We start from the raw sequence: 26,143 nt of genomic DNA on the forward strand, positions 1-26,143 counted from the left end.
GGGCCGGACCAGATGGATGAGAGAAGACGATGAGAGCGATATTCGGCAGGCTGCATCGTTGGGCGGGACTGCTCACGGCCGGGTTCCTGTTCTTCTCCGGCATCACCGGCGCGATCATCTCCTGGGATCACGAGCTCGACGACGTCCTGAACAGTCATCTGTTCGACGTCAGCAGCAAGGGCCCGGCCATTCCATCGATCGAGCTTGCCAAGATGATCGAGCAGCGCGATCCCCGTGCGCGCGTCGTCTACCTCTTCATGACGCCGGAAGAGGGCCACTCGCTGTGGTTCTTCGTCATGCCTCGTATCGACCCCGCGACCGGCAAGCGTTACCCGCTCGACTATAACCAGGTCTTCCTCGATCCCAACACCGGTGCCGAGCTTGGCCGCCGCTATTGGGGCGCGGTCTGGCCGGTGACGCGGGAGAACTTCGTCTCGTTCCTCTACAAGCTGCACTATACGATGCACATCCCGGAATTCTGGGGCAGCGACCGCTGGGGCATGCGCGTGCTCGGCGTGATCGCCATCATCTGGACCATCGATTGCTTCGTCGGCTTCTATCTGACGCTGCCCTCGCGGCGGCGCGCCAAGGCGGCGCGGGCGCCTGAAGTCACACGCCAGCTCGGGCGCGGCTTCTGGGCGCGCTGGGCGCCGGCCTGGACCATCAAGACGTCGGGCAGCGCCTATCGGATCAATTTCGACATCCACCGCGCCTTCAGCCTCTGGACCTGGGGTGTGCTGTTCATCATCGCCTTCACGGCGTTCTCGCTGAACCTCTATTTCGAGGTGTTCTCGCCGCTGATGAAGATGGTGTCGAACTACACGCCGACGCCCTACGAGCAGCGGCCCTATCGCGATCTCGACGATCCGATCGAGCCCAAGGTGACGTTCACCGACATCGCCGCACGCGCGGCGGCCGACGGCAAGGCGCGCGGGTGGACGATCCCGGTCGGCTCGATCAATTACGGCCCGGCCCATGGCGTCTATGCCGCCGCCTTCTTCCACCCCGGCGACGACCACGGCGCAGGCGGCGTCGGCCCGGCGCAACTCTATTACGACAGCGAGGACGGCCGCCCCATCGGCGAGCGACTGCCCTGGGTCGGCACCGCCGCCGACATCTTCGTGCAGGCGCAATTCCCGCTGCATTCGGGCCGCATCGTCGGGCTGTTCGGCCGCATCCTGATCTCGATCATGGGACTGGTGGTAGCGGCGCTCTCTGTAACCGGCGTCGTGATCTGGTGGCGCAAGCGCCGCGCTCGCGTGCGCGTGCGCGAGACCGCCGCGATGCGCCTGAACCGGCAGCAACTGACACCGGCAGAGTAGGGCTCCCGCACTCCGTCGACGGATGAACCTTCCCGCCCGGCACAGGCACAAAGACTGGAGACCGCTCCCAGTCTTCCGGATTGCCATGAGATCGCTTGCCTTGCTCTGCCTGCTCCTCCTGGCTGCGCCGATCCACGCGGCCGCGCCCGAGCAGCACTATCTCGACCTGCGCGATCGCTACATCGCAAAATTCTCGAAAGCCAGGGAGAGCGACGAGATCTCCAAGCAGCACGATGCGGCGCTCAAGGAGCTGGCCGGCGTGCTGCGCGGCCTGGTGGGACCTGCGGCAATCAAGGGGCTGCCGACCGAGGGCAAGTCGAACGTCGACACGCTGTTCAGGGACGACGTCGGCTTCGGCCATCTCGACGGGCTCGGCTTCGCCTCCGAGGGCGACAAGATGCAGGCCGTGGTGACCACGACCGAGCTGCTCAAGCACTGGCTGCACGAGCACCGCGAGGACGGCATGCCCCAGGAGAGAGATGCCGCGTTCAAGTCGGACCGCTTCTACCATTACGCGATCCAGGACGCGGCCTTCGCCAAGTATGCCGAGCTGCCAGTCACCAAGCCCGCATCCGCCAGCACCGCAGTCGCCGTGCTGGGCGTGCGCGGCAATGGCGGCCTCAAGGCACCACCGCATGAAATCGACGTCGTCGCCATCAAGGACGACAAGGTCTTCTTCATCGCCACATCGGACGCCGTGAAGACGGCTGAAATCCCGGCCTGCGAGAAGGTCTGGAAGCAGATGATGGCCAGGAAGACCCCGCAGGACGCCATGGCCCGTGAAGACCAGGCGATGGACGCCTACACCAAGTGCTTTGCCAAGGAAGCGCCAAGCCAGAGCTGGTTCGCAGCCGCCGTCAAGAAGGCGCAGAGCCAGCTGGATCTGCTGCCGTTGCGCTAGGCTCCGCAGCTCGAGCGTCTGGCGTATCCTCCGCCCGGACCTTCACAGGCAAGTTGGCCAGCTCAGCCGCTGTGGGTGGGCCGGCGGTGCTTTCGCCAGTGCAACGAACCGCATCAAGGGGAAAAACATCAGATTGTTGAATTGGTTAGGCCGACGCAGCCGCACCAATCTCCATGTTCGGAGGATGCTATCCGCGGGTTCCACTTGTGCTGGTCGAGGGTAGGCGAGATACTATGGCTGCGTATGATGGCTTGCGGTATCCGGTCTGGCACCAGCTGGAGACCGTGCTTGCTGTTCGGCAACGAGTTGGCTGCGATCGACGATGAATACGCAGACGCGTGACCGAAAAGGCGAACGTCATCGATTGACGGTGCTTTTCTCTGACTTGGTGGGATCCACCGCGCTGGGCAGAGACATCGAGTCCGAGCACCTTTCCGAACTCCTGAGCCAACTGCGGCAAATCTGGCATCGCGCGGTGGCGAAGCATGGCGGTCGCATCATCAGAACGCAGGGAGACGGTGCCCTCGCTGTGTTCGGCTACCCCCAGTCAGGCGAAGATGACGGTCGTCGTGCTGCGGAGGCGGCACTCGATATTCACCAGTGGGTCGGGCAGTTGCGCCACGATGGCGTGTCCCCGGCTCTCATGCCGCTTCAAATGCATTCCGGTATCCACGCCGGCACCTTGCTCCTGACCGAGGGAGATATCGAGTCCGGTCGGTACGACCTGATCGGCGATGTCGTGAACACGGCGGCGCACCTGTCGCGCTACGCTGCGCCGGGGCAGATCCTTGCAAGCCTCGATGCCCTCGGTCCGCATGCAAATTTCTTCGAGCTCGGCGACCGCCTTCAGACATCGGGTGCAGCGGCCGGAATGCCGCAGGCGCGCGTGGTGCTGAGACGAAGCACGGCGACCCGCCGATTCGAGGCGACTTCTCGTCGCGGCCTGACGCCTTTTATTGGCCGCAACGAGGTTTTCAACTTTCTGATCGATTTTCTCAACCAGGCACATCCGACCAGGCAACGCTGCGTGGTCGTCGTCGGCGGTCCCGGGCTTGGGAAGACGCGCCTCCTGGAAGAAGTGTTGCGACACTGTGGTACCGAACCCTTCAAGCTGCTGCGGGGCAACTGCGAAAGCTATGCCGGTGCCGAAGTCCTGCAACCGTTCCTGCAAATGCTGCGCGCCTATCTGGGAATCCGACCGGACGCATCTGTCGTCGAGGCCAACGAGATTGCCCGCGCCGGCCTGCAGCCATGGGCCTCCCAGCTCGGCCCGCGTGCTGAATCGATCCTTGCGCTGGCGTCGACGGGCGCCGATGCGCGCGGCGGCCGGATGACCGTCGATGGCGTGGTCGGTGACCTGCTCGGATTCTTTACCGTCTTGTCGGCACAGGGTCCGTTGGTGCTGGTGATCGATGATTGGCAATGGTCCGATGACGCGAGCCGACAGTTGCTGGAGGCACTGTTGCAATCGCCCAATGGACCGCGCGTCATCCTCGCCAGCCGGCCACGCGATGACGAGACCGAGTGGATTGCCAACGCGCCGCCCCTGCAGCCGTTCCAGGGCCCGGAAACCGACCTTGCTGTGCGACGCTGGGTGCCCCAGGCAGATCCCTTCCTGGTGGCCCGTGTTCACAGCTATGCCGGCGGGGTGCCGCTGTTCATCGAGGAGCTGTGTCACTCCATCGCGGCCAACGATCCTCTTTCGTTCGAAATGCACAGCAAGCAGGGATGGATCGCAACGCTGGTCGCCTCGCGACTGGCGCGGCTGCCGCCGGATGAGGTGAATGTCGTGCGCGCTGCGGCAGTCATTGGCAACACGGTGCCGCACTGGTTGTTGGTGTCGGCCTGCGGCAGCGAACCCGACCCGGCAATAGTGCGGGCGTTGGCCGAGGCGGACTTTCTCTATGCCGATCCAGCGGGCGGCGTCCTACGCTTCAAACATGGCATCACGCGGGACGCCGTGTACGACACGATCGGACTGCACGAGCGCCAGGCATTGCACAGACGCATCGAGGCCGCGTTGCTGGCACGATCCGAGCAGGCTGATCGCGAAGACACGCTGGAAGCCCTGGCCTACCACTCGCGCGGCGCGGGTCATTGGGAGAGCGCGGCCCATTATGCCGAGCGCGCCGGTGACAAGGCCATGGCGGCCTTCGCGCTGGACCGTGCACGTGCCCAATATCAGCTTGCCATGGAGGCGCTGGATCGCGTGCCAGACCGCTCGCGCGAGCAGTCCCTGCGTTGGTGCTTGCTGGCCAATAAATTAGGTTTGGTGAGCGTATTCGACCCGCTATCGTTGGCCGACGACACCACCGTGTTCGAGCGGGCGGTCGCGATTGCGTCCTCGCTCGGCGACCTCAGTGCAATGGCCAGTGCGTATGAATGGCTCGGCTACATGTGCTACGCATTCGGGCGCTTTCGGGAGGCCGTGACACACACAAGGAAAGCACTGGAATTGGCACGCAAGCTCGGTGAGCACCGCCCGATCGCCCAGATCGAAGCTTCGCTGGGCCAGATTCTCGCCGCAAGCTGCCAATACGAAGAAGCCATCACCTTGATCGACGCCGCCAACTCGACCAAGCAGCAACGCAGCCGCCGGCACGGCGCCCTCGCCATCGGCACCGCCTACGCGTTGTCGTGCAAAGGCAGTGTGCTCGCCGATCGTGGAGATTTCGACGGCGCTCACGAGTGTTTCAGAGAAGCGATGGCCCTGGTCGAAGGCTCGACCCACCCGGTCGTCGGTTCGGTGCGCAATTGGATTTCGGTCGTGCTCGTCTGGCAAGGTCGGTGGCAGGAGGCGGAGCGGCTCGCCGTCGAGGGAGCTCGCGCTGCCGAGAATATGCGCAGCCTGCTGCTGCTGGCGGATTGCCGCGCCGCGTCTGGATTTGCCCGCTGGTCGGCGACCGGCGATGCCGAAGGATTGCAGCAGTTGCGGAGCGCCGCGCAATGGATGGAAAGGCGAAACTTCCACTTCTACACGTCAGTTCAATATAGCTGGCTGGTCGAGGCGGCAGCAGCCGAAGGCGATGTCGATACGGCACGGCGGTATGCCGTCCATGTCCTGCGTCGCGCGCGCGAAGGCGAGCGGCTGGGCGAGGCGGCGGCATGCCGTTCGCTCGCGAAACTCGCGGCCCTGCGCCAGGATTTCAGGCTAAGCCAACGCTGGTTGCAGCGGGCCGAAAACTCCGCAGGCTTGCGGGCCTCGCTACGCGATGCGGCCCTGAATCTGGCTGCACGCGGTGAGCTTCTCGCGCAGCAGGGGCAGGGCGAGGCGGCCCGCCAGACTGCACTGGAAGCCGCCGAGAGATTGAACACCCTGGGCATGGCCTGGCACGCGGAGCGAGCGATTCGGAGCGTCGGCAGCACTCCGGTCAGCCGATATGCAACTGGTCCCTGATTGTCGCGACGACCACGCTTGCGAGAAGGTCGTAACCGGCTTCGGTCGGATGAAGTTCGTTGGCCCACAGCAGTTTGTAGTCCTGCTGAAAGCGCGGATCCGCCTCCAAAGTGCCGGCCGTTTTGACCGGGAATACGCGTCCCGGATATTCGGCTGCGACGGTTGCCACCATGGCGCCGACCCGGTCGATCAAGCGTCGTATAATCTCTCGCGATGCTGACGGATCGGTGATGCCCCGTGCAGCGAAGATTGGAGCGAGCCATGGGCCGGCAGCCGGGTCCTTTCGGCCGTCGGGAATTGAATGATCGTAGCCGTGGATCAGGATCGGAATGTCTGTATGGTCCTTCAATTCATGGACGATGCAATCCAGGATGGTCCGGTAGAAGTTGGCGATCTTGACGTCGATGAACGCATGAACCTCGCGTTCGATCAGCGGGTCGACGCCGGCCGCTGGCACCTCGAGCATCTTGTACAGCGGCGTGGTGGTCGGTCGGGGGTAGCCAAAGACCACGTCGTTTCCGCCGCCACCGATCAATAGCGCCTTCGGCGCAGGTTGAGTGGGATCGGGATTTATGAAGCAGTTTCTCAGTTCGTCCAGGCTGTCAGGGCTGGCCATCTCCTCCAGCCGCGTGCCGAATGTACCAAAGGCATGGCCGCGACCGACGACGTATCCGATTTTCTTGAGCGCTGATGTCAGGCTCGGCCGAAAGAAGGCGGGTGGAAATTCAAACAGCCAGGAATCGCCGAGCGTCGCCAGCGCGGTCGTCGTCGCCAGCAATGCCGTATTGACCTCCTGGATCTGAAACGCATGAGGATCATGGAGCGTGGCGATCGACGCCGAGCGGAAATCGAACGAACGGAAATCATTGGCGGTCAGCATTCTGGTCTCCAGCGCAAGGGTGAGGGGAGAACCGGGCTGCCCCTGCAGCCGTCCATCCAGACCCAGAGTCAGGGGACCGGGGCCGGCACGCAACGGCAGCGGCGTTTCGACCAGCCCGCTGAAGAAGCCAAGCATCACGGCCAGTGCCGGATCTGCTCCGGGACACGAATGCGTGGGATGCCCCTGAACCCTACGATTGCCCCCGAAGGCGTGATAAACGTCCTGGCGCCCTTCGACGAGGTTCTGCTGGGTGGCCGAGACGGCGCCGGCAACGATGATGTCACCGGCCTTGACCGCCACTTGGTGTGCACCCGTTCCCAGCGTGTGAGGAATTACCGCCGTTCGCCAAATCAATTCGGGTACCGCCCGCAACTGCATCGCCGGGATGAAATCGTCTCTCAGCCGGTTAAGGGCATCCATATAATCCCTCGCAACGGTGCCGGCGTGGCGTGCGCGCAAGGACCATAGAGTTCCTTCACGCAGCCATTCGTTCAACATCCGTCGCAGGTTGCCGTCCACCGTCGGAATGAAGCCCATCATGGCGCCGGCGATGGTTCGCGCCACGAACGGAATGTCGCCCGCGCCCCGCGGAGAATCGAGAACAGCCCTTGTGACAGGCGCGGTAATGCTCATCCCGAACTTGGTGAGGAAGTCGATCATGGCGCTACGAACGGCACGGCCATGCGCCGAGCCGACCGCCTCGACTTCCTCGTTCGGATGGGGCTGGAAGATGTAGCGGGAGGGTGAAAGGAAATGCCCGGGATAGTATGGCGGCTTTCCTGGTTTCCAGTCCCACCGATATCCGCCGCGGCTGAAATAACCGTCCTGCTCGCTCAGTCCGAACCACTCTTCACAGAATTTGCCCAGTAACGGCTCCAGCAGTTCGCGCACGTCGACGGTCAGCTCCCAGGTCGCTTCGCCGTCCTTGCGCGCATAGCAGATCGCTTCATTGACCAGATGTTCGAGGACCTTCTGTGTGATCTTCCGCGCCAGCTCGAATGCGGCTGGCTGGTCGAGCGCCATGATGGCGGCGTTGCAGGCCTCGGATTCCTGCTCGTAAGCATGGTCTTCCTGTCCGGCATCGCGTCCGAGGTAGAGAATGCCGAACGACTGCTCCATGCGAGGCAGGTAGCCGGTGATCGTCAGATTGCGATCGGGATCGGCGAAGACCCGCTGGACCATGTCCCGGTCGGCCACCAGAACCCCAAACGGGGTCCGTAGCACGCCGCCGTGGCGTTTGCGGATCGCAGCCCAGATCGACGCGTTGGTGAATTTCGTGGCCGAGTCCGGATCTTCGAGCGCCGTTTTCCACGCGGCCATCGCCGCGGCTTCGCCTTCCCGGCTCTCGATCTCGCGAAGCCGTGCGATCGCTTTTTCGCCCTCATCCGCGTTCCACACCACGGGCGGCTTGCGGTGACTCGCGGCCCACTGCTGCATGTTCGCGAGCGCCTTCTTCGAAGGCGCAAAGAAATAGGCACCCCATTCCAGACGTACGAACGGGCGAGGTTCATCGTGCAGGCGGTCCGAACCGTCCAGCGCCATACGCACGGTCTGACCTTCATGTTCGAAACGGAAATGCCGGACCCGGCCCGGCTCGGCAAGGCCGAGGAAGGGATCGCTCCCTCCCGAATAGGAGCCCGAGCTGTTGCCGCCCGCAAGCCAGCGCTGCACCACCTCGAATTGTTCGCCGAGGCTGGCGTTGTAGGCCATGAAGATCAGACCGCGCTCTTGTTGCAAGCTGTCTCTGCCGGCTTGCCCGTCTTCGGCTTTGACGGGCGGTCCGTAGGACATGCCGCGCCTGACGATGCGTGGCGGCCGGGCGCCCGCATCGGCCCGCGTGACCCGCACTCTTGGATTGGCGCGCCTGATGTGCGCCTGAAATGGACACAGTTTGCCCTGCGAGTCGTAATCGTAGTTGAAGTCATTGAGTCCGCCTGTTGGGGGAACCGGGGTCAGCGGCTCGCCTGCCTGCGGGTGGCCGGTGGGCCAGCGTCCCATCATCTTGGCTAGAAGCGTTTCACGCGTCAGCACCGGGGCAGGGGCACCGGCGGCGGCCGCATCGGCCGACTGTCGCGTGGTGCGATAGAGTACTTCCTCGAGCGCCTCGACATCCTGTCGCAGTTTGCGCAGAGCCAGAAAACTGCCATCACGCAGCAGGTTGTGCACACGATTGGCTTGGTCTCCGAAGGGAGCCGTCTTGTCGGCCAGGTTGGGATGGCCGCACAACATCTCGCCGAGATGAACGTGGTTGGGATAACGCGTGCCTGCCTTGCTCTTGTGCAGCACAGGGTTCGAACTGCCGTCGGCGAAACCGAAATGGTCCTGCACGTTGCCAGACCGATCGTACTGACGCTGCATCCACTGGATTGAAAGTGGCCTTACACCGGGGTCCGCGCCGACCAGCCGCTTCATCTCAGCCATCAGCGGCGCTCGCGCCTCCGCCGTCGCCAGGGTACCCGTGGAAACCAGTCGAAGCTGAAGGATGGCATGCACGGCGCTCATGTCGATGCGAGGCGACGGATCGTCTTCGCGCAGATCCGGGGCGTCGATTCCGAGCGACCAATTGCTGGCCGGGAGACGCCACCGCCGGGGATGATTCCAGCGGACGTCGCCGAGCAGCCCGGCCCGCCGTTCCATGCCCTGGACGAATTCCTCCGGCAGGCTGCGCACTTCATCATCGGACAGGCCGGCTTGGCGCAGGCCTTCGACCGAAAAAGCGATGTTGGTCGCGAACTGTCCCGGATCGAGCTTGTCGGCCTCCGTCGTCACCTTCAGTACGTTCAAGAATGCGGCGAGCGCAGCCGGCGTCGAGAACTGCAACAACAACAAGCAGCCGTGATCCGTCCCTTCATAGGCGCTCAGAATTCCGCCCTGGACGTTCCCGGCATCCTCCAGGGGGGGCGCGGCGGGCAAGGCGAGGGGGAGGTCGGTGCGCACCTCCGCGCCCTCGGGGGGAGACATCAACCAAAGCATGGCCTCGTCAAAGCGGCGGCGCGCGCGCTCGGTGCCTTCGATGTAGCTGTTGCCGGCGTTGATCATGGCGACGAATTCCGACAGCAGTTCGTGGGCGGCGCGATGCAGGATCCGCCCGTCGCTTGTGCCGGGGGGATAGAAGTCGGCAAGGCGGTAGAGGCCGACCAGCGTGCGGACGCCATGACGGAACGGTGGCCGCCCGGCAGCCTCGATGGTGAGCGGCTTGCTGAAGCCGCAATTCAAGGGATCGACGCCGATCAGGCCGTCGACAGGGAAGATCGAGCGCCGGGCAATCTCTTCCGGCGAGGGAATCTTGATCTCCGTGACCCGCCGTTCGGCGTCCGCACCTTCCGCTCGGCGATAAACCCGCTCCTCCATCCGTAGGAAGCGGGTATCGTCCACCGTCAAGTCAGGTGTGGCGTAGAGAAAGTAAGCTTCGGACTGGCTGCTCTTCAGCCATGCGCCCCAGTCTTCGTAGGTGCTCTCATAGCCAAGGACATAGCCTTCGGTATTGCAGAAGATGAGGTCCAGCAGCCGTGAAACCTTTTGCCAGATGACACGGATATAGGCTTCCCACGCGCCGTCGAAGGTCACGGTCAGCAGCACCTGATCTTCGGGCTCGAGCACGGCGATGCCGACGGAGTGGATGCGTCCGACGCGGTCCACGGCGTCGGACAGGACGCGGGCGAGTTCGACGTCGAATGCGCCAGCCTTGCCGGCGTTCAGCGTTCGCAGCACGTACTTGACGCGTGTCTTGTAGGTCGTCGCATCCAGTGACGGCACAAACCCCTTCTTGATCGGGGCGATGACCCTGAAGTCCGAAGTGCCGGCCATGCTGCCGGTCTTGATCGTCAAATCCCGGCGCATGCTTCTGCCCCCCAGGGCGAGCGGCCCGTCGCTACGCCCTCGCTAAAGTGCAATTATTGCGTTCTTACTTCCGCAAACGTGGAATCTGGCTCACGATACGTCGAATGAATTTTGACGCAGGCCATTCTGTCGCTCCGTCTTCGTCGCGACAGTCCGGACCTTGAAACATCTCAACTCTGCCGCTCCGGCGCGTTTGTTTCTATGAACTGGCCCACAATTCCGAACTTTTCCTTCGCGTTCGCAGACCGAAAGGTTGCGCGAAAGAAGCGAGCATCTTCGTTGGGTGCTACGCCGCCAACTCGACCGATTTGCCGGCCTCGTTGATCAAATGCACGCGGTCAATATTCACACGCGCCAACAACGATCGAATCCCGTCTTCCGGCATGAAGCTGAACGCCGTCGATAACGCGTCCGCGGCCGTCGCGCTGGGCGACACCGTCGTCACGCTGCGATAGCGCAGAGCGCAGCCGCCGGTTCGGGGGTCGAATAGGTGGTTGAAGCGTGCTTTGGAATCGAACCGGAAGCCGTAGCCGCCCGAGGTGGACACGGCGCGATCGGCGATCGGCAGCACCGTTTTCGTGTGCTCCGCGATGTCTGGATCGGCGATGCCGATGTCCCAGGGACGACCATCCGGACGCGGGCCGATCGCGCGGGCCTCGCCCATGTCAACGAGGCTGTGAGAGATGCCCTGCGCCCGCAGCAGGTCAACCACCTTGTCCGTGACGTAACCTTGCGCGATCCCGTTCAGGGTGATGGCCATGCCCCGAGGCATCACGATCCGGTCGCGGCTGATCGACAGCCGGCCGCTACCGATGCGCACGAGAGCGGCCTCTATCTCGGCTGCTGCAGGGCCGGCCGGATTCGCGTCATCTTGCGCGAAGTGGCGGGAGTAGAGGTCCCACAACGGCTGCACCGTGACATCGAACAGCCCGTCCGTCAGCGTGGAATAATGCTGCGAGGTCGAGAGCAGATCGACCATTTCGGCAGCGGGATCGATCAGGATACCGGTCCGGTTCAGCTCGACCAGGGCGGAGTTGTCCAAGTAAAGGCTGAACAGCCGCTCGAGCCGGCGCGCCTCGGCGCATGCCAGCGATATCAGCCGCTCGGCCCGGCGGCGGTCTTCGTCGTGGATTTCCATCGTCGCGACCGCACCCAGCATCGAGCCGTGCCAGGTGACCGGCGCGATCTCGGCACGAACGAGGCGTCCGATGGACAGCGGACCGAGGCCTGCCGCCGCCGCGCTGATCCGGATGAAACGTCGGCGTGTCAGAGTTCGTGTCATGGCGTCCTCCTCGATCGCTCGCCCGCCGGCACTTCGCTCGCTTCCTCGGATGAGGCCTTGCCCCCGACATTCGAAGACGTCAGGACATAGTCGCGGGGCACCTCGTCGAATCCGACGATTCTGCCCCCGTTTTCACTGGTGAACTTCTCCGCGGCAGCCCGGTCCGAGAACGGAACGGCCTCGTCCCCGCCCATGCCGCTCTTGAGCCGGCTCTCGATCACGAACAACGCCTTGCGCGCCTCGATCCAGTTGTCGGCGCCGGGCTGGTCCCAGTTTGATGCCTTGCCCATGTCGGACACGTAAATCGCCAGGATGTCTTTGGGCTCATCCGGCAGCATGGTGAAGGCGAGGGTGTCGCGTACGGACGAGAACCAGACCGGCTGAATGAGGCTCGTAGCGAAGATCTGGCCCTTGGGTCCAGGGTGTTCGAGCACGTTCATGCCGCAGTAATGGCCGATATCCTCTGCCGTCATGCGATGGGGCGGCGGGATCTTCAGCGCCTGCTTCTCGTTGCAGCCGGCGAGCGCCAGCGGCACGAGCAGGGCGAGAAGCAACGTTCGGCGCTTCATAGCTCCCTCCGCGAGAAGGCGAGCGCAGCCAGCCCCAGCGGCAGCAGCGTCCAGCCGAGCAGGGCGGTCAGCAGGACCGGAATCGTCAGGGACGTGGTTTGGGCAAGACCGGCCATGCCGGCGAAGGTGCTGACATTGGCAAAGCCGGTGAGGTTGATCAGCCGGTAGGCGTCGGTCGGGTTCGCCAGCAGCATGGCGTTGAGCGCGGCCGCCGAGATGCTGCGTCCCTGATCGAGCGCAAGCACGCCCAGCAGCGCCATGTCGTAGATCAGCACCAGCAGCAACCACAATCCGATGCAGATGCCGGCCGCCGTTCCGCGGTCGCGCACGAGCGCGCTGACCAGATAGCCAATGGCGACGAAAGCCGCGCCGAGCAGCACCGAGGAACCCACCATGGCCGCGAAGGCCAGGAAACTATCGCGATCGATCTGGCTGCCGGTCGCCGCGAGCGCTCCGACCGCCGCGCCGTAACCGAGGCAGGTCGCAAAGGCGAGCACGGCGAGGTGGCCCAGGAACTTGCCGAGCAGCACTTGCCATCGCGCCACCGGATAGCTCAGCAGCAACAGCATCGTCCCCCGTTCCATCTCGCCGACGATGGCGTCGTGGGAGATCAGAAGCGCGATCAGCGGAACGAGAAAGATCGTCAGGCTCGACAGGCTGACGACGACCACGTCCAGCGTGCGAACGCCCACGTTCCCGGTTGGCGCGCTGCCGAGAAAGGTCAGCGACAGCGCAAGCCCGGCGAGCAGGAGCGTTGCGGCAAGAACCCAGCGATTGCGGATGGCCTGGTGGATTTCCTTGGCAGCGATGATCAGGACGTTCATGGCGCCTGCTCCGATTGCCGAAGAAAGTGAGCGTAGAGCTCGTCGAGGGTCGGCGGGACCACGTCGACGTCCTCCACGGCATTGCCGGCGGCCGTCGCGCGGTGCAGCAGCTCGATCTTCCGCTCCGGCGCGGCGTCGATCTCGACGATGTGGCCGTTCAAGCGGCGGCAGGTCGCATCCTTAGGAACCCAGCCCGGCATCTCGCTCGGGGCCAGGCCTGCGACCTTGAGGCGGATCCTGGTGGGTAGCCGGGCGAGATGACGCAGCTCGTCGATCGATCCGTCCGCGACCTTGATGCCGCGGTTCATGATGATGACCCGGCCGGCGCGCTCCTCGAGCTCCGTGAGCGCATGCGATGACAGCAGCACCGTTGCGCCACCGGCCGCGAGCCGCGCGATGATGTCGTAGAAGGTCTGCCGCAGCTCCGGATCGAGGCCGGTGGTCGGCTCGTCCAGCAGCAGCACGCGCGGCGCCCCAAGCAGCGCCTGCGCGAGGCCCAGCCGTTGGCGCATGCCCTTTGAATAGGTACTCACTCGGCGGCGGCTGGCGACGCCCAGCCCGACGGTGTCGAGCAGACCGAGGGCTTTGGCCAACGGCTCCCGCTTCAGCCTGGCGTAGAAGGCCTGCGTCTCGCGGCCGGTGAGGGCGGGGTCGAAGGAGACGTTTTCCGGCAGGTAGCCGAGCTGGCGCCGGCCGGCGAATTCGCCGGCGGCCGGATTGTCTCCGAGAACCTCGATGGAGCCGCTGGTTGCCCGGATCAACCCCAGCATGAGCTTCATCAGCGTGGTCTTGCCGGCGCCGTTATGACCGATCAAGGCGACCAGCTCGCCTTCTCCAAGCGAGAACGAGGCATCGCGCACGGCCTCGACCCGGCCATACCTCTTGGTGACGTCGCTGACGCGTACCGTGCTGGTCATCGCGTCTCCTTCGGCGTGCTCTGCGGCGGCGATACCAGTGGATGGCTGTCGACCACGCCGCCGGGCAGCAGCGCCGGAAACTGCGCCTGCGCCCAGCGGATCACTTGGACGGCGGGGCTGTTGATCAGGACCTTCGCAGCGGGCGCCATCCACAGCACGCGGTCGATGAGGTCGTTCGGCCGGTATGCCGTGTCGGCTATGCCGTCCCCGTTGAGGTCGAATGCAGGATTGTCGCTCCAGTAATTGCCGCGCCCGCCGGTCGACCAGTCGAGGTGCCGGGTGCCGACATATTTCACCTGATTGGCGTTGCTGACGAAGGCATTGCCGGTGATCTCGTTGCCTTCGGAGCCGGCCGTGAAGTGCACGCCGATGGCGCAACGCTCGAACCAGTTGTTGCGGAATTTGTTGTGATTGGTGTTGTAGATGAACACGCATTTCTCCGGGCCGCTCTTCAGAGTGCTCTCCCGTTTCGGCTGCGGAAGCATGCCTCGCTCGTCGTCGGGGCTGTCTTGCGTGCTCAGTATCGTCGCGTTCAGCGGGCCGCCGGTCACCCGGTTGTTCTCGATCTGGGCATAGTTCGCGTAGTTGAAGAGCATCCCATAGTCGCGATCGTGATCGGAGACGTTGCCGCGGATCACCAGCCGGTTCGAATACATGATGGCGTAACCGACATGGTTGCCGATCGAAACGTTGCCGCTCACTTCGCTGTCGTTGGTGTACATGTAATGGATCGCGAAGCGGACCTGCTCGAAGCGGTTTCCGACGAAGCGGTCCTTTCGGCTTGAAATGGTGAAGATGCCGTCGCGGCCGTAGCGGAACTTGTTATTGGCGATGGTGACGTCGGACGCATTCCACAGCGAGACGCCGTTCCCGGCCTCGCTCAGCCGGCCGCCACGCAGTCCCTCGATCTCGTTGCCGACGACCCGCGAGCCCTGGGCGCCATGCACATAGATACCGAACAGGTTGCCCACCAGCCGATTGTCCTCGATGGTCGCGCGTTCGGCCGTCTTCTGCAGAAAGATCCCGGAATTCATCGTCTGCAGGTCGCGACCGGACGCCCGGATGGTCAGACCGCGGACGGTGACATCGGGGGCGCTGACCGTGATGACGTTGCCCGAGCCGTCGCCGTCGAGCACCGCCTCGCGACTCCCGACCAACTGCAGTGGACGGTCGATCCGGATCGAACCATGGTATTCGCCAGGCGCAAGCTCGACGACGTCGCCGGCACGCGCGCCATCCAGCACAGCTTGCAGCGACTGGCCAGGCGCCGCCGTCAACGTCTCCGCACTGGCGAAGCCGGACAATCCGGCGGCGACCAGCGCCGCCGGAAACACGCGCAACAATGGACCCACGAGGTCGCTCCGATCAGATTGACTTCAGACCGATTTGGGCTCGACGAACATCCGGCCCTTCATCTCCATATGCATGGCGTGGCAGAACCAGGAGCAATAGTACCAGTAGACGCCTGGCTTGTCGGCGGTGAAGGTCACCGACGAGGTGGCCATCGGCCCGATTTCCATGTTGATGCCGTAGTTGACGATACAGAAGCCGTGCGTGAGGTCTTCGACCGCGTCGATATTGGTGATGAAGACGGTGACCTCCTCGCCCTGCTTGACCTGGAACTGATCGAGGCCGTAGGCGGGGGCGGTGGACGTCATGTAGACGCGCACCTTGTTGCCGTCGCGAATGACCTTCGAATCCGCCTCGAGGTTGATGCCGTCGGCCTTGGCCTGCTTGACCGCATCCGCAAACATCGGATCCGCGCGGTCATAGATCGAGATCGGGTTGATCTTGGAGCGGTGGACGATGGTGGCGTCATGCGGCTCGGCGAAGCTCGGGCCGTCATGCACCAGCTTCATCTGATCGCCTGAGATATCGATCAGCTGATCGTTCTCCGGCTTGAGCGGCCCGACGTTCAGGAAGCGATCCTTCGAGAACTTGTTCAGCGAGATGAGCCACTTTCCATCGGCCTCCTTGGTCTGCCCCATCGAGGTATGGTTGTGACCGGGCTGATAGTGCACGTCGAGCTTCTGGAGGATGGGATTGACCTTCTCACCCTTGAAGGCCCGCTTGGCGAGGTCGATGCTCCACTTGCAGACCTGGCTGTCGAGGAACAGCGTGGTGTAGGCGTTGCCCTTGCCGTCATAGGCGGTGTGCAACGGGCCGAGGCCAAGTTCGGGCTCGGCGACGACGACGTCGCGTGGCTTGATCTTGTCGTCGAACAGATCGTCGAATTTGCGCACGTCCATCACGGTCACGGTCGGCGAGAGCTTTCCGGCCGCCACGATGTGGATGCCGTCGGGAGCCGTGTTCATGCCGTGCGGATTGTTCGAGACCGGAATGTAGCGGGTGTAGGCCGAGCCCTTGCGGCCGTCGATGACGGGCACGCCGTTCATTTCCTTGAAGTCGCCCTTCTTCAGGGCTTCCTCGATCCGCTTGATGTTGAAGATGACCACCCAGTCCTGTTCGCTGGCGGTCATTTCCGCGAGGGTGACGCCTTCCTCGCCGTTGTAGCAGGTCGCGAAGCAGTACTTGCCCTGGTAGTCGGCATCGACGTTGTCGAGGTTGCCGCTGACGATCACCTGCCAGGCCACCTTCATCGTGTCGCCGTCGATCGCCGTGAAAATGGAGCGATATTGCTTGGGATCGTCGAGGATCTTGCCGTCGTTGGGCAGCGGCACGCCATCCTCGCCGTTGGCGAAGACATATCCCGTGCGCGGATATTTCTGCAGGCGCAGCCCGTGGACGGTGTGCTGGTTCGGCAGCTCGATGATCTTGTCGCATTTCATGATGTCGAGCCGCACCCGCGCGACGCGGCTGTTGGCCTTGTCGTTCATGAAGGCATAGCGACCGTCATAGGTGCCGTCCGTGAACGAAACGTGCGGGTGGTGAAGGTCGCCGTTCAGGTACGTGCCGCCGCGGTTCTTGAGGAATTCGCGGGTAGCGGGCTGCATCCCCTCGGTCAGAACCTTGAGGCTCTCGTTGGTCTGGCCCCAGCCGGTCGCGCTGCAGCGGTTGAACACCGGCACGCGCATCAGTTCGCGCATCGAAGGAAGGCCGATGATGCGCATCTCGCCGGACTGGCCGCTGGAGAAGAACACGTAATATTCGTCGAGCTCTCCCGGCGCGACCTCGGTCTTCTGCACGGCTGGCCGGGCCGCGGGCGCTTTCGGCGCAGCATTCTTGGTCTGTGCGTCCGCGGACGAGACGAAGCCGCCGTCCTTCATCGCGACTCCGCCGGCAAGGCCCACGCCCGCTGCGGCCGCCGTTGTTCCCAGCACTGTTCGTCGGCTGACGCCCTTTGCCTGCTCGTTCTCGCTCATGATAGCCTCCTCGGCTTTCGGTTCAGTGGGGTGGTGGAGAGATGACTGCCGACGCACCGACAGGTTTGCCGCTGGCGGTGATGACGGTCGCGGGACCTTTGCCGCTCGAGCGCATCGAGGGCGAGGACATGGCCGCGAATTTCTCGCGCTTCAGCCGCACCTGGATCATGTGCGGGCAGCGGTGATCGTCGTAATAGAGCTCCTGGCAGTGCATGCAGTAGATGCACTCATTGACGTTGATGTGACCCTCGGGATGGATCGACTGCACCGGGCATTCCTTGGCGCAGCGTTGGCAGGGAGATCCGCATTCTTCCCAGCGCCGCAGCCATTCGAACGTTCTCATGCGGCCGGGAATGGCAAGCGCCGCGCCGAGCGGGCACAGATAGCGACAGAAGAAGCGCTCGATGAACAGGCCGATGACGAGCAGGGCGACGGCGTAGGCGACAAACGGCCAGCTGCGAGAAAACTTCAGGATGATCGCCGTCTTGAACGGTTCGACCTCGGCAAATCGTTCGGCCATCTCGACGGAGTAGAGCGACAGGCCGAACAGTCCGAGGAAGATGATGTATTTGATCGGCCACAGCCGCTCGTGCAGTCCCCACGGCACTGTTATTTGCGGCACCTTGAGCCATTTCGCGGCCGTGTTGGTGAGCTCCTGCAGTGCGCCAAAGGGACACAGCCAGCCGCAGAACGGGCCCCGGCCCCAGAACAGAAGCCCGCCGGCGGTAGCGGCCCACAGAATGAAGATCAGGGGAGCAGCGAGGAAGAATTCCCAGCGGAAGCCGGTCACCAACGCACTGGTGAAGGTGACGACGTTGACGACTGAGAGCTGCGCGTTTGCGTACCAGCCGAGCCAGACCAGAACGAAGGCGAGATAGCCTCGCCGAACCCAAGTGTATAATACCGGCCGGCGCACCAACAGGTTCTGAAAGAAGAAGATGCCGGTGAGGGCGGCCAGCATGAACGCGGTGACGCCGATCGAGACCGTGCTCGACCGCCAGATCCGCATCCAGAGCGGCTCGTCTGCCTCCGCGGGCGGTGCGGCCGCAGCACTTGCTTGCGAGGCCGGAGGCGCCGCACTCTCCGGTACCGTCACCGCGCGCTGCTCGCGGCGTATGTAGTTGTCGGGCAGGGCATAGCCGAGATCGAAAGTCAGGAATGCCTTGTCGCGACCGCCGAGGCTCCGCTGCACCAGCAGCTGAACCTGCCACGGCTGCGTCGGATCGAGGGTGAACTCGGGAGGGGTGACGAACAGGCCGATTTCCTTGAACTCGGGCGCGCCGATCGCGTCCAGTGCACCAAGGCGGGTGTGGTTGCGGTCGCGGAAGCGGGTGCTATTGCCTTCCTGCAGGATCTCGATGCGATCGAAGATGCCGCCGCGGACATAGGCCGAGCCCTTGAAAGAGTAGGGACCGTTGCCGGCGACGATGATCGCCTGCTGCCCGAGCTTCACGCCATCCTTCAACCGTCGATAGCCGTCTTCGCCGAGCAGGCTGCGGCCGATCGTGGGCGCACTCACGAGCGCGACATAGAGGTCGATGAAGGTTTCGCTGGCCTCACCCGGCTCGGGGTATTGGATCGCCGCCGCGCTGCCGGACTTTGCAAAGGCATCGTTGATGTCGCCGATGCTGAGATGAAGCCGGCGTATCGATCCGTCGCCGACGAGACTCTCCCAGTCGCGGACTTCGCTCTGTTCGAGATCGAGCGTCTTGATGACGGGGGGCAGGGCCGCCGAAGCCGCAGCGGCGTCGCCGCCGCCAACGCGACCGCTCCGGATGAGCTTGGACGCCGCGCGGACGATACTGTCGCCCATGACCAGCACGGTGACGGTTGCACCGCTCACGATATCGACCTGCGGCGGCCTCTCGGCCCCACTTGCGACAGGCTTCATGTCCTTGCCGATCAGACCGTTCACGGCCGCGACGATGCGCGCTTCCGGAATGCCGACCAGCACGATCGGCTCCTTGTGATCGACCAGCTTGATGCCGGTGATGACACCCTTCGGGTCGATCCCGGCCAGCAGGTGAATCGGCTTGCCGGAGTAGCCGACAGAGTTGGCGAAATCGGAGTTGAGGAAGACAAACCCCTGCAGCTGGTCGCCGCGGTACACCGGCACGATCGGCGGATCGCCTTGCGGGGGGCCGAAGCGATCCGCTCCCGGGAAAAAATCCGCAGGCGCAAGCTTCGGCAGGTATGTCGGCAAATCACCGGCGGCGTAGACAGGCGAAATATATGTCAGACACATCAGCAGCAGGCCGGCGAGCGCCAGCGCTGCACGCCTCGCCAAGGCGATCTCGTTATCCGGTCGCTTCGACATGTCGATTCAAATGCCATCTGCGCGACCACCCGGATCGCGCATGCCTTGTGATTCTTCTTCGATGATTTGTCGCCGCTGACGTGCCACACTCATCGCGCACGTCGACCTCTGTCAAGCCGAACCAAGATATTTGTATTTTTGTCCTTGCGGAACCAAATCATCCGTTTGCATTGGGGACCCTCATCATGCCGCTTTTGCGCACTTCATTGCTCAGCGCTGAGCCCGCCGGTGTATTGGAGTCTCTCGACGAGCTCTTTGCGCTAGCGCATGCAATGGAGCAGGAGGCCGCCGACAATTACGATTCTCTTGCCAAAGAGATGCGCGGCCAGGGCAAGGATGATCTGGCAGAGGTGTTCACGCATCTCGCCGCCGCCGAGCGCGAGCACGTGGACAGTGTGACGCAGTGGTCGCAATCGCGCCGCGGCAAACGCCCGGATCCCGCTATGGTGCGCTGGGAAGCGCCGGAAGCATTCGCCCCAGAAGCTGCCGCCGAGGTGAAGACATCACGATTGATGACGCCGTACCGCGCGCTCGCCATCGCGGTCCGCAACGAGGAGCGCGCCTTCGCCTTCTGGTCCTATCTGGCGGCCTACTCGCATGATCCCGAGGTCAAGAAGGCGTCCGAGGCGATGGCCAAGGAGGAACTCGGCCATGTCGCCACGCTGCGGAAGGAGAGGCGTCGCGCCTACCATCAACAACACGAGCGGGATATCGCCGAGGCATCCACCACGCCCCAGCCGCTGATCGACGCGCGAAGGCTCGAGTTCCGCCTAGCCGCGCAACTTGGCGAGATCGAACAGCGCCAGAGCGGGCCGGCCGCCGTCCGGACACGAGAGATTCGCCAGCAGGCAAGCAAGATGGCGGACGCCGTCGCAGGCTTCGGCAGCTTTCCGGCCTCCATGGAACGAAAGGACCCACTGGAGATCGCCGAAGCCCTCGTCGAGGGCTACCTCGATGCCGCCGAGCGCGCGAGCGATGCAGCATGCGTCGAAAGCCTGCAGCAACTTGCAGAGCAAGCGATCTCGAGGCTGGCCTGGCTGCGGTCGCTCTTGGCGGACTAAACCTTCCGATGCAGTGCCGAGTCGCACAGCCAACACCGCTGCGACCGTGGCTGCCGTCCTGCGATGCAGGAGGCGATACGAAACCCAATGTGGGCGAGATCAGACCGGCAGGCTGTGCTCTCAATGGAAGTTCGAGTCCGCGCGCTCAAAAAAATCAATGTTTTCAAGGTGGTCGATGAAATCTGAAATGAGTCAGAACAATAGCGCGATGCTGTGCATCGCTCCGAAATGACTGTTGAGGGCCCCGCACCTTGCCTTTGAACTTTCCCGACCGCTCGCGTCACTACTAGTCATAGCCGAGGTGGGAACCGACGCTCCCTCCAGTCTCGGCTTTGGGCAGGACACGCCAGCACGGGAGAAATGGCCATGGGACGCGCGCCGCAGCCACTGCCGCAATACACGCCGCCGGGCCCGGTGGAACAGATGCCGAATATGGCGAAGCAACCGCAGTGCTCGCCGCTTGCCAAGGTTCACAGCGCCGCCGTCTTTCCCTACTTGGCCAATGAAGTCGCGACGTCCCGCACCGAGGTCGGCCATCTCGGTGTGGACGTCAGTCTGGTCCCGCCGGCTGGCATCTGCCAATATCTCATCATCTGGGATTTCGGCGTCGACTGGCGGCATCTCAAGAACATTGCCAAGCGCGATCCGCTGCTGTCAGCGCAGCTCATCCGATTCGAGACCGACAAGTCGTTGCAGTTTCAGATCGTCGGATACAGCGACAGCGCTGGCGGCGAACGGAACAACATCTTCCTGCGCACGGGCCGGGCCAGGAACGTTTTTCACCTGTTCGGCCCAAGCGCCCGCTCGCGCGTCTTCTCCGTCAAGCCCGCTTCACACTACGAGTATCTGAAGGACAACACGACCGTGATGAACAGGGCCGCCAATCGCGCCGTGGTCGTCGAAATCTTCGCCGGCGGCGGGACGATCTAGCCACTTCCCACAGGACGGAGGCTCTCATTTCCGCGCGCGAATTTCCCGTTGTCGGACCGAACGAGGACAGGAGAACTAGACATGGCCGCCTTTCAAGAGGTCTTCCGCCGCTCCGGCATCGATGAGCACCGCAGCCCGCCGGGCATGGTGGTGCCGTTCGGGGGCTCCAACATCGTGGCGCTGATCGACCCTGGAAGAAAGCTCAAGGTCGATCCTAACCCCCATGCCCTCGGGATCAAGGAGATCGATGGCGCCGATATCCTTAGGCGCGTAGTGCAAGCCAGAGACACCTTCTCCGAACCCGATATCGATCCGCAGCTCAGGGCGGCGTCACTTCCTGCCACCTTCAACAGCGATGCACGGTTCTTCGAAATCAATGGCCGGATCAAGCCGATTGGCTTTCCCGGCCTGGAGTTGGTGGCTCGGTCGGCTGGCCGGAAGATCGAAGCCAGGCTCCATGTGGCCGTGCTGCCAGAGATCAAGATCAAGGTCGCGTTCCGCAACGTCATGGTTCCGGGGATCGGCGGCGCTCCGGCGTTTCACGCCAAGAAGCCCTGCAACGAGCAAGATGAATTGCTGACGATGAACAGTATATGGAGGCCGCAGGCCAACATCCGTTTCGAGCGGGTGCCAAGCGACTGGCTGGTCATCGACGACTCGCAGGCTGCCGTCAAGCAGGAGCTCGCCAATGCCACTGGCATGAAGGATGCGAGCCTAGCGGCCTTTCCCGATGCAATCGAGGTCGAGAAACTGAAGAGCTTCTTCGTCAAATACAAAGTTAAGGGCGCCCATCTCACCATTTTCTGCGTCGACAAGCTTTGGTCCAATGGCTCGTCTCCCAATGGATCGTTTGCTCGATCGTTAGACCTTGCCTTCATCAGCTCACAACGCGGGCCTAACACGTCTGCCCATGAGGCTGGGCATTTTCTCGGCTACTACTCGAAGAGCGCGACCAAACCTTGGGACAGCCAAGGCCACACGTTGGAGACTGATCCGAAAACCGGAAAAGAAAACAGGGCGGAAGACATCAAGATGCTGATGCGCGGGGGAGGTGCCGGGTGGAAAATTCCGTTCAATCTCGTCAAGGAGTTCCGCGACTTTCCGGGCTAACACTCCGAAGATCACATAGATGCTGTTCGATGCCGCAGTTTGGTCAGAGGCGGGCAAGGCACAAGATCGTGTTCACTTCGGCTACGCTAAGGAAAGCTGGCTTGAATTCGCGCGTGTCCATCGACGCCGCGCAGACGACGCAGATGAGCGAGCATCGCCTCGTCCCACCATCTATTGCGAAATGACCAAGACCACGATTGAAGACGCGATCGCCGGGATTGAGGGTTTCGCTGCCGCCGCCCGACACGTACTGTTGGGTCTACCGGTCGATGCGGCGCCGCACAATCCAACGGTGCGGCGACGGTAGAAAGAGAAGTCGCCCCGATCGCTGCCGTGCCCTTTGAACCTCACTAGCCCCGATGAGACCCATCGGAAAGCGCGCAAGACGCCTGGTCCGGAGATCAATGGACGGAGCGCATCATGGTGATCAACCTGAAACCCATCAACTTGATCGGCTTCTCCATCGCGGAATCCGTTGGCCTGAAGGGTTCGAACCAGCCGGACGATATCTTCGTGATCAAGACGCTGTTGAACGGCATCGCACCCCAGGACGGCGGGGCCGATGGAACGCTCGACATCAACGATCTGACCAACACGCCGGAAGCCATGGAGCCGGTGATCGACGCGATACTCGTGTTTCAGAATGCCCAAACTGGCCTGCTGCACGACGGTCGCGTCGACCCCGAAAAGAATACGATCAAGCGCATGCGTCTGATGTTCAACCGTCGCAAGGGCGGCGGGCTCGACGTGAACGTGACGATTACGCCGGACGGTCCGATATTCGGACCCTGCGATGCGCGCGGCTTCAGTGCCGCAAGGCTCAGGCTGGTCGGCGCCGAATGGTCGGCATTCGACGGCCTTGCGCCGGTTCGCCAGATGGTTCCGATAGGCAAGACGCGGAAGCTGAAGTTGAAAGGAACAAACGGCGCTGCGGTGGGATTTGCCCTCGAGAGTTCTAGGGCGGAAATCCTCGAACGAACGAGCGACACCGTCACGGTAATCGGACGTTTGGAGGGTGATGCCGACCTGAGCGTAATCGTCGAAGGCCAGAGGGGTCCGATCCCGGTTCGCCTCCAGGTGCGCAAGGCGTCTTCGATTCCGATCGACGTGGTCCATCTCGGTCGGGCGACGCTCGCCAACGGCCTCATGATCGCTACACAGCGGGCCGTTACCAGCGTCGTCAGTCGGATCTACGACAATCAGGCGAACCTGACGTTCACATCTGGCACAAGCCGAATCGTCGATGCCGTGACCACCGAAGGCCGGGTAGTGCCGATCGATCCGAACAAGAAGCTTAGCATCCGCTCCGGCTTCGGCCCACTGACCACGGCACAGGAGTTCCGATTTGACGATCTCAGGTCGCTCGTCACTAATCCTGCGGCGATCACCATGTTCATTTCAGCACAAATCATCGATGACGAAGACTCGAACGTTGCCGGGCGCGGCGATCCCGGCAATCGGATGCTATGGTTCAATCCCGCAACGCCGGGAAGCGTGAACACCAATATTGTGCCCGCGCATGAGATCGGGCATGCCCTAGGTCTGGGCCACATCACGACAAAGAACAACATAGGCTTCCTGATGAACCCGACCGTACAGTTGAACAATATAATCATCCCATGTGAGACACTGGTCCAGCTCCCGTCGTGACGACACACGCCTACCTTTGATGCAGCAATAGTACAGGCGGTCAGATCACGCTCAACTGCGCGAACGGAGGCGATGTGGCACATCGCCAGACAAGGCAGCTAAATGCGGGAGACGTTCGGTAAGCCCGCACAAATGGCATCCGGTAACATTCCAAGCTCTGAAGGTCAGGCGCGCATCTCGTCGTCCACGGCGGTGGTCTGGCGCCGTCGTCTCGAGTTGGATCGCTATCGCATCACGCGACCAACAAGCCCAGCTTGCCGACCATCGCAAGCGAGCGTTCGACGCTCTCTCGGGTTGACAGCAACAGCGGCTCGGCGGGGTTACCGTCCTTGTCCTTCTGTTCGACCCGGATGGTCGACCCGAATGCTTCGGTCATTTCGGCCGTGATCTGGTCGATGGTACGAGCGCCATCGAGCAGTTGCAGGAAATACCGCGTCCGGTCGTCCTCCAACTGTACCGTTTGGTGGAGCAGGTTGGTGACCAGCGGACCTGTCTGCGACTGCTTGCGGGCCAGCAAGCTCGCCTGCGGGTGGTCAGTAACTTCCTTCAAGAGGAAAGGCGGCGAGACCAGGAAGGAGACCTCGCCGCTGCAGGCCAGGATGTACACCGCATCCGTCAGTGCCCGTTCGTCATCATCGGCTCGGCGGCCGTCCAGCAGCGCGCGCGCACCGTCCAGCAGCTCACTGAATGACAGCGCCCGCGGCCAGGCCCGGCCGAGGCACAAATGCGCGGCCTTCAGAATCGGACTGGTCACCGTAATCCTGCTGCCGTCGTGGTTCTCGAACTCCATCGGGGAATCGTCGGTCAGGCAGGCCTCGGGATCGAGCGGGCTGGTCGTGCTCAGGAGGTGGTATCGCCTGACGAAATCCACATCGATCTGCCGGTTGAGTGAAACGTCGTCGTGGCAGAACAAGGTACGACGGAAGCCGTTGCCGTCGACAAAGTCCTGATACTGGTCGCGCGCCATGAACTCACTCTCCGGGAAGCGCTGCAGCGTGGCGCGGACCTCCTCGGAATGGCCGGCGAGATAGCGGCGCGCGAAATGGGAATCGCCGAGATACTGCAGGCCGTGGCGGGCGGCATCCTCGGCGACCTCGTGCAGCAGGAAGGCGGTTGCCTCGTCGTCGAGGTCGTCGTGAAACAACAATTCGTCCGGAGCCTTGAGGACGCGATTGTACTGGTCCCGCATGATCGCGCCGTGCACCGTGTTGGCCTTGGAGCCCTCGCTCAGGAACTTCAGGATCGCGCGGGCCTGTCCGACCTTCTCCTTCATGCCGGTGAGGCGGCGGGTGTGATACCGCATCATGTCGCGGACCATGTCGCGAAGATGCGAGAATGGGTGCGCATTGTAGCTGACATAGCAGACCCCGCGCGGCGCCAGATTCTGCTTGAAGATCGCCATCATCTTCTCGCGCACGTGGGGCGGCACCCAGGAGTAAACGCCGTGCGCAATGATGTAGTCGAACTTCCCGAAGCTATTGTCGACATTCATGATGTCGCAGTGCAGAAGCCTGATGTTGCTCAGACCCAAGGTCGCGATATTCTGCTGGCCGCGCTCGATCGTCACGCCGCTCAGGTCGACGCCGACGAATTCACTGTCCGGATATTGAAAGGCCATCGGCAACAGGTTGCCGCCAACGCCGCAGCCGAGCTCCAGCACCCGACAATGCTCGACCGGAGCAGGCTGCATGCCGTAAACGGTGGCGATCGTTGCGAGATGATTGGGGTGGGTGAGCCCGTAGACGTGGCCGGGGTAGTAGACCTCGTCATACGGTGTGGGGCCGGCAACGGGATGGCGATGCTCCGACTGAATGTTCATC

17 protein-coding genes are annotated in these 26,143 nt (G+C 63.0%); 8 read left to right on the forward strand and 9 right to left on the reverse strand.

Annotated elements, in window-relative coordinates; genetic code table 11:
- The first annotated feature begins 29 nt into the window (after positions 1–29).
- From fsrB to FJV43_RS35715, 3 genes are all read left to right on the forward strand, one after another.
- Positions 30–1,322 (forward strand): siderophore utilization protein FsrB, encoded by a 1,293-nt coding sequence (gene fsrB, locus FJV43_RS35705; protein WP_239623572.1) that lies wholly within the window; start codon positions 30–32, stop codon positions 1,320–1,322.
- An 85-nt stretch (positions 1,323–1,407) separates the two neighbouring features.
- A complete protein-coding gene (locus FJV43_RS35710) occupies positions 1,408–2,223 on the forward strand; it encodes a hypothetical protein (RefSeq protein WP_239623573.1) in 816 nt (271 codons plus the stop codon).
- Between the two features lie 322 nt (positions 2,224–2,545).
- Positions 2,546–5,620: an adenylate/guanylate cyclase domain-containing protein gene (locus FJV43_RS35715; protein WP_239623574.1), complete on the forward strand. Its 3,075-nt coding sequence runs from the start codon at positions 2,546–2,548 to the stop codon at positions 5,618–5,620.
- On the opposite strand, the gene FJV43_RS35720 is transcribed toward FJV43_RS35715, so the two are convergent.
- The 8 genes from FJV43_RS35720 to FJV43_RS35755 form a co-directional block, all read right to left on the reverse strand.
- Positions 5,595–10,340 (reverse strand): Dyp-type peroxidase, encoded by a 4,746-nt coding sequence (locus FJV43_RS35720; RefSeq protein ID WP_239623575.1) that lies wholly within the window; start codon positions 10,338–10,340, stop codon positions 5,595–5,597. The genes FJV43_RS35715 and FJV43_RS35720 overlap by 26 nt on opposite strands.
- 286 nt (positions 10,341–10,626) lie before the next feature.
- The gene (locus tag FJV43_RS35725) at positions 10,627–11,622 is read right to left on the reverse strand and encodes an FAD:protein FMN transferase (RefSeq protein WP_239623576.1); all 996 of its coding nucleotides are present in this window, start codon (positions 11,620–11,622) and stop codon (positions 10,627–10,629) included.
- Entirely contained in the window at positions 11,619–12,191 is a 573-nt protein-coding gene (locus FJV43_RS35730) for a nitrous oxide reductase accessory protein NosL (protein ID WP_239623577.1), read from the reverse strand. The genes FJV43_RS35725 and FJV43_RS35730 overlap by 4 nt, the downstream gene beginning before the upstream one ends.
- On the reverse strand, positions 12,188–13,015 hold the full coding sequence (locus FJV43_RS35735) for an ABC transporter permease subunit (protein ID WP_126257673.1): 828 nt from the start codon (positions 13,013–13,015) through the stop codon (positions 12,188–12,190). Before FJV43_RS35735 ends, FJV43_RS35730 begins: the two co-directional genes overlap by 4 nt.
- Positions 13,012–13,932 carry an ABC transporter ATP-binding protein gene (locus tag FJV43_RS35740; RefSeq protein WP_239623578.1) on the reverse strand — a complete coding sequence of 307 codons (921 nt, stop codon included), beginning with the start codon at positions 13,930–13,932 and terminating at the stop codon, positions 13,012–13,014. Before FJV43_RS35740 ends, FJV43_RS35735 begins: the two co-directional genes overlap by 4 nt.
- The gene (locus FJV43_RS35745; RefSeq protein WP_239623579.1) at positions 13,929–15,284 is read right to left on the reverse strand and encodes a nitrous oxide reductase family maturation protein NosD; all 1,356 of its coding nucleotides are present in this window, start codon (positions 15,282–15,284) and stop codon (positions 13,929–13,931) included. The genes FJV43_RS35740 and FJV43_RS35745 overlap by 4 nt, the downstream gene beginning before the upstream one ends.
- 24 nt (positions 15,285–15,308) lie before the next feature.
- Positions 15,309–17,255: a TAT-dependent nitrous-oxide reductase gene (gene nosZ / locus FJV43_RS35750; protein WP_239623580.1), complete on the reverse strand. Its 1,947-nt coding sequence runs from the start codon at positions 17,253–17,255 to the stop codon at positions 15,309–15,311.
- A gap of 22 nt (positions 17,256–17,277) precedes the next feature.
- Positions 17,278–19,500, reverse strand: coding sequence for a NosR/NirI family protein (locus FJV43_RS35755; RefSeq protein WP_239629766.1), 2,223 nt, complete (start codon positions 19,498–19,500; stop codon positions 17,278–17,280).
- Positions 19,501–19,757: 257 nt separating this feature from the next.
- Between FJV43_RS35755 and FJV43_RS35760 the strand changes: the two genes are divergently transcribed.
- The 5 genes from FJV43_RS35760 (at position 19,758) to FJV43_RS35780 (ending at position 24,323) form a co-directional block, all read left to right on the forward strand.
- Positions 19,758–20,633, forward strand: a complete 876-nt coding sequence (locus FJV43_RS35760) for a ferritin family protein (protein ID WP_239623581.1) — start codon at positions 19,758–19,760, stop codon at positions 20,631–20,633.
- Between the two features lie 366 nt (positions 20,634–20,999).
- Positions 21,000–21,563, forward strand: coding sequence for a hypothetical protein (locus FJV43_RS35765; protein ID WP_239623582.1), 564 nt, complete (start codon positions 21,000–21,002; stop codon positions 21,561–21,563).
- Between the two features lie 81 nt (positions 21,564–21,644).
- Positions 21,645–22,673 carry a hypothetical protein gene (locus tag FJV43_RS35770; protein ID WP_239623583.1) on the forward strand — a complete coding sequence of 343 codons (1,029 nt, stop codon included), beginning with the start codon at positions 21,645–21,647 and terminating at the stop codon, positions 22,671–22,673.
- Between the two features lie 19 nt (positions 22,674–22,692).
- Positions 22,693–22,980 carry a hypothetical protein gene (locus FJV43_RS35775; RefSeq protein WP_239623584.1) on the forward strand — a complete coding sequence of 96 codons (288 nt, stop codon included), beginning with the start codon at positions 22,693–22,695 and terminating at the stop codon, positions 22,978–22,980.
- Positions 22,981–23,093: 113 nt separating this feature from the next.
- Positions 23,094–24,323: a matrixin family metalloprotease gene (locus FJV43_RS35780; protein WP_239623585.1), complete on the forward strand. Its 1,230-nt coding sequence runs from the start codon at positions 23,094–23,096 to the stop codon at positions 24,321–24,323.
- A 232-nt stretch (positions 24,324–24,555) separates the two neighbouring features.
- Here FJV43_RS35780 and FJV43_RS35785 read toward each other — a convergent pair whose 3' ends face one another.
- Complete coding sequence (locus FJV43_RS35785) at positions 24,556–26,142, reverse strand: class I SAM-dependent methyltransferase (protein WP_239623586.1); 1,587 nt, start codon at positions 26,140–26,142, stop codon at positions 24,556–24,558.
- Position 26,143: the final 1 nt, after the last annotated feature.

It is taken from the genome of Bradyrhizobium sp. I71, assembly GCF_022354745.1.
GTDB classification, from domain to species: domain Bacteria; phylum Pseudomonadota; class Alphaproteobacteria; order Rhizobiales; family Xanthobacteraceae; genus Bradyrhizobium; species Bradyrhizobium liaoningense.

Bases quoted from the DNA above. Each gene is read 5' to 3' on its own strand.
- fsrB (WP_239623572.1), top strand. From the start codon at position 30: ATGAGAGCGATATTCGGCAGGCTGCATCGTTGGGCGGGACTGCTCACG.
- FJV43_RS35710 (WP_239623573.1), top strand. From the start codon at position 1,408: ATGAGATCGCTTGCCTTGCTCTGCCTGCTCCTCCTGGCTGCGCCGATC.
- FJV43_RS35715 (WP_239623574.1), top strand. From the start codon at position 2,546: ATGAATACGCAGACGCGTGACCGAAAAGGCGAACGTCATCGATTGACG.
- FJV43_RS35720 (WP_239623575.1), bottom strand. From the start codon at position 10,340: ATGCGCCGGGATTTGACGATCAAGACCGGCAGCATGGCCGGCACTTCG.
- FJV43_RS35725 (WP_239623576.1), bottom strand. From the start codon at position 11,622: ATGACACGAACTCTGACACGCCGACGTTTCATCCGGATCAGCGCGGCG.
- FJV43_RS35730 (WP_239623577.1), bottom strand. From the start codon at position 12,191: ATGAAGCGCCGAACGTTGCTTCTCGCCCTGCTCGTGCCGCTGGCGCTC.
- FJV43_RS35735 (WP_126257673.1), bottom strand. From the start codon at position 13,015: ATGAACGTCCTGATCATCGCTGCCAAGGAAATCCACCAGGCCATCCGC.
- FJV43_RS35740 (WP_239623578.1), bottom strand. From the start codon at position 13,932: ATGACCAGCACGGTACGCGTCAGCGACGTCACCAAGAGGTATGGCCGG.
- nosZ (WP_239623580.1), bottom strand. From the start codon at position 17,255: ATGAGCGAGAACGAGCAGGCAAAGGGCGTCAGCCGACGAACAGTGCTG.
- FJV43_RS35755 (WP_239629766.1), bottom strand. From the start codon at position 19,500: ATGTGTCTGACATATATTTCGCCTGTCTACGCCGCCGGTGATTTGCCG.
- FJV43_RS35760 (WP_239623581.1), top strand. From the start codon at position 19,758: ATGCCGCTTTTGCGCACTTCATTGCTCAGCGCTGAGCCCGCCGGTGTA.
- FJV43_RS35765 (WP_239623582.1), top strand. From the start codon at position 21,000: ATGGGACGCGCGCCGCAGCCACTGCCGCAATACACGCCGCCGGGCCCG.
- FJV43_RS35770 (WP_239623583.1), top strand. From the start codon at position 21,645: ATGGCCGCCTTTCAAGAGGTCTTCCGCCGCTCCGGCATCGATGAGCAC.
- FJV43_RS35775 (WP_239623584.1), top strand. From the start codon at position 22,693: ATGCTGTTCGATGCCGCAGTTTGGTCAGAGGCGGGCAAGGCACAAGAT.
- FJV43_RS35780 (WP_239623585.1), top strand. From the start codon at position 23,094: ATGGTGATCAACCTGAAACCCATCAACTTGATCGGCTTCTCCATCGCG.
- FJV43_RS35785 (WP_239623586.1), bottom strand. From the start codon at position 26,142: ATGAACATTCAGTCGGAGCATCGCCATCCCGTTGCCGGCCCCACACCG.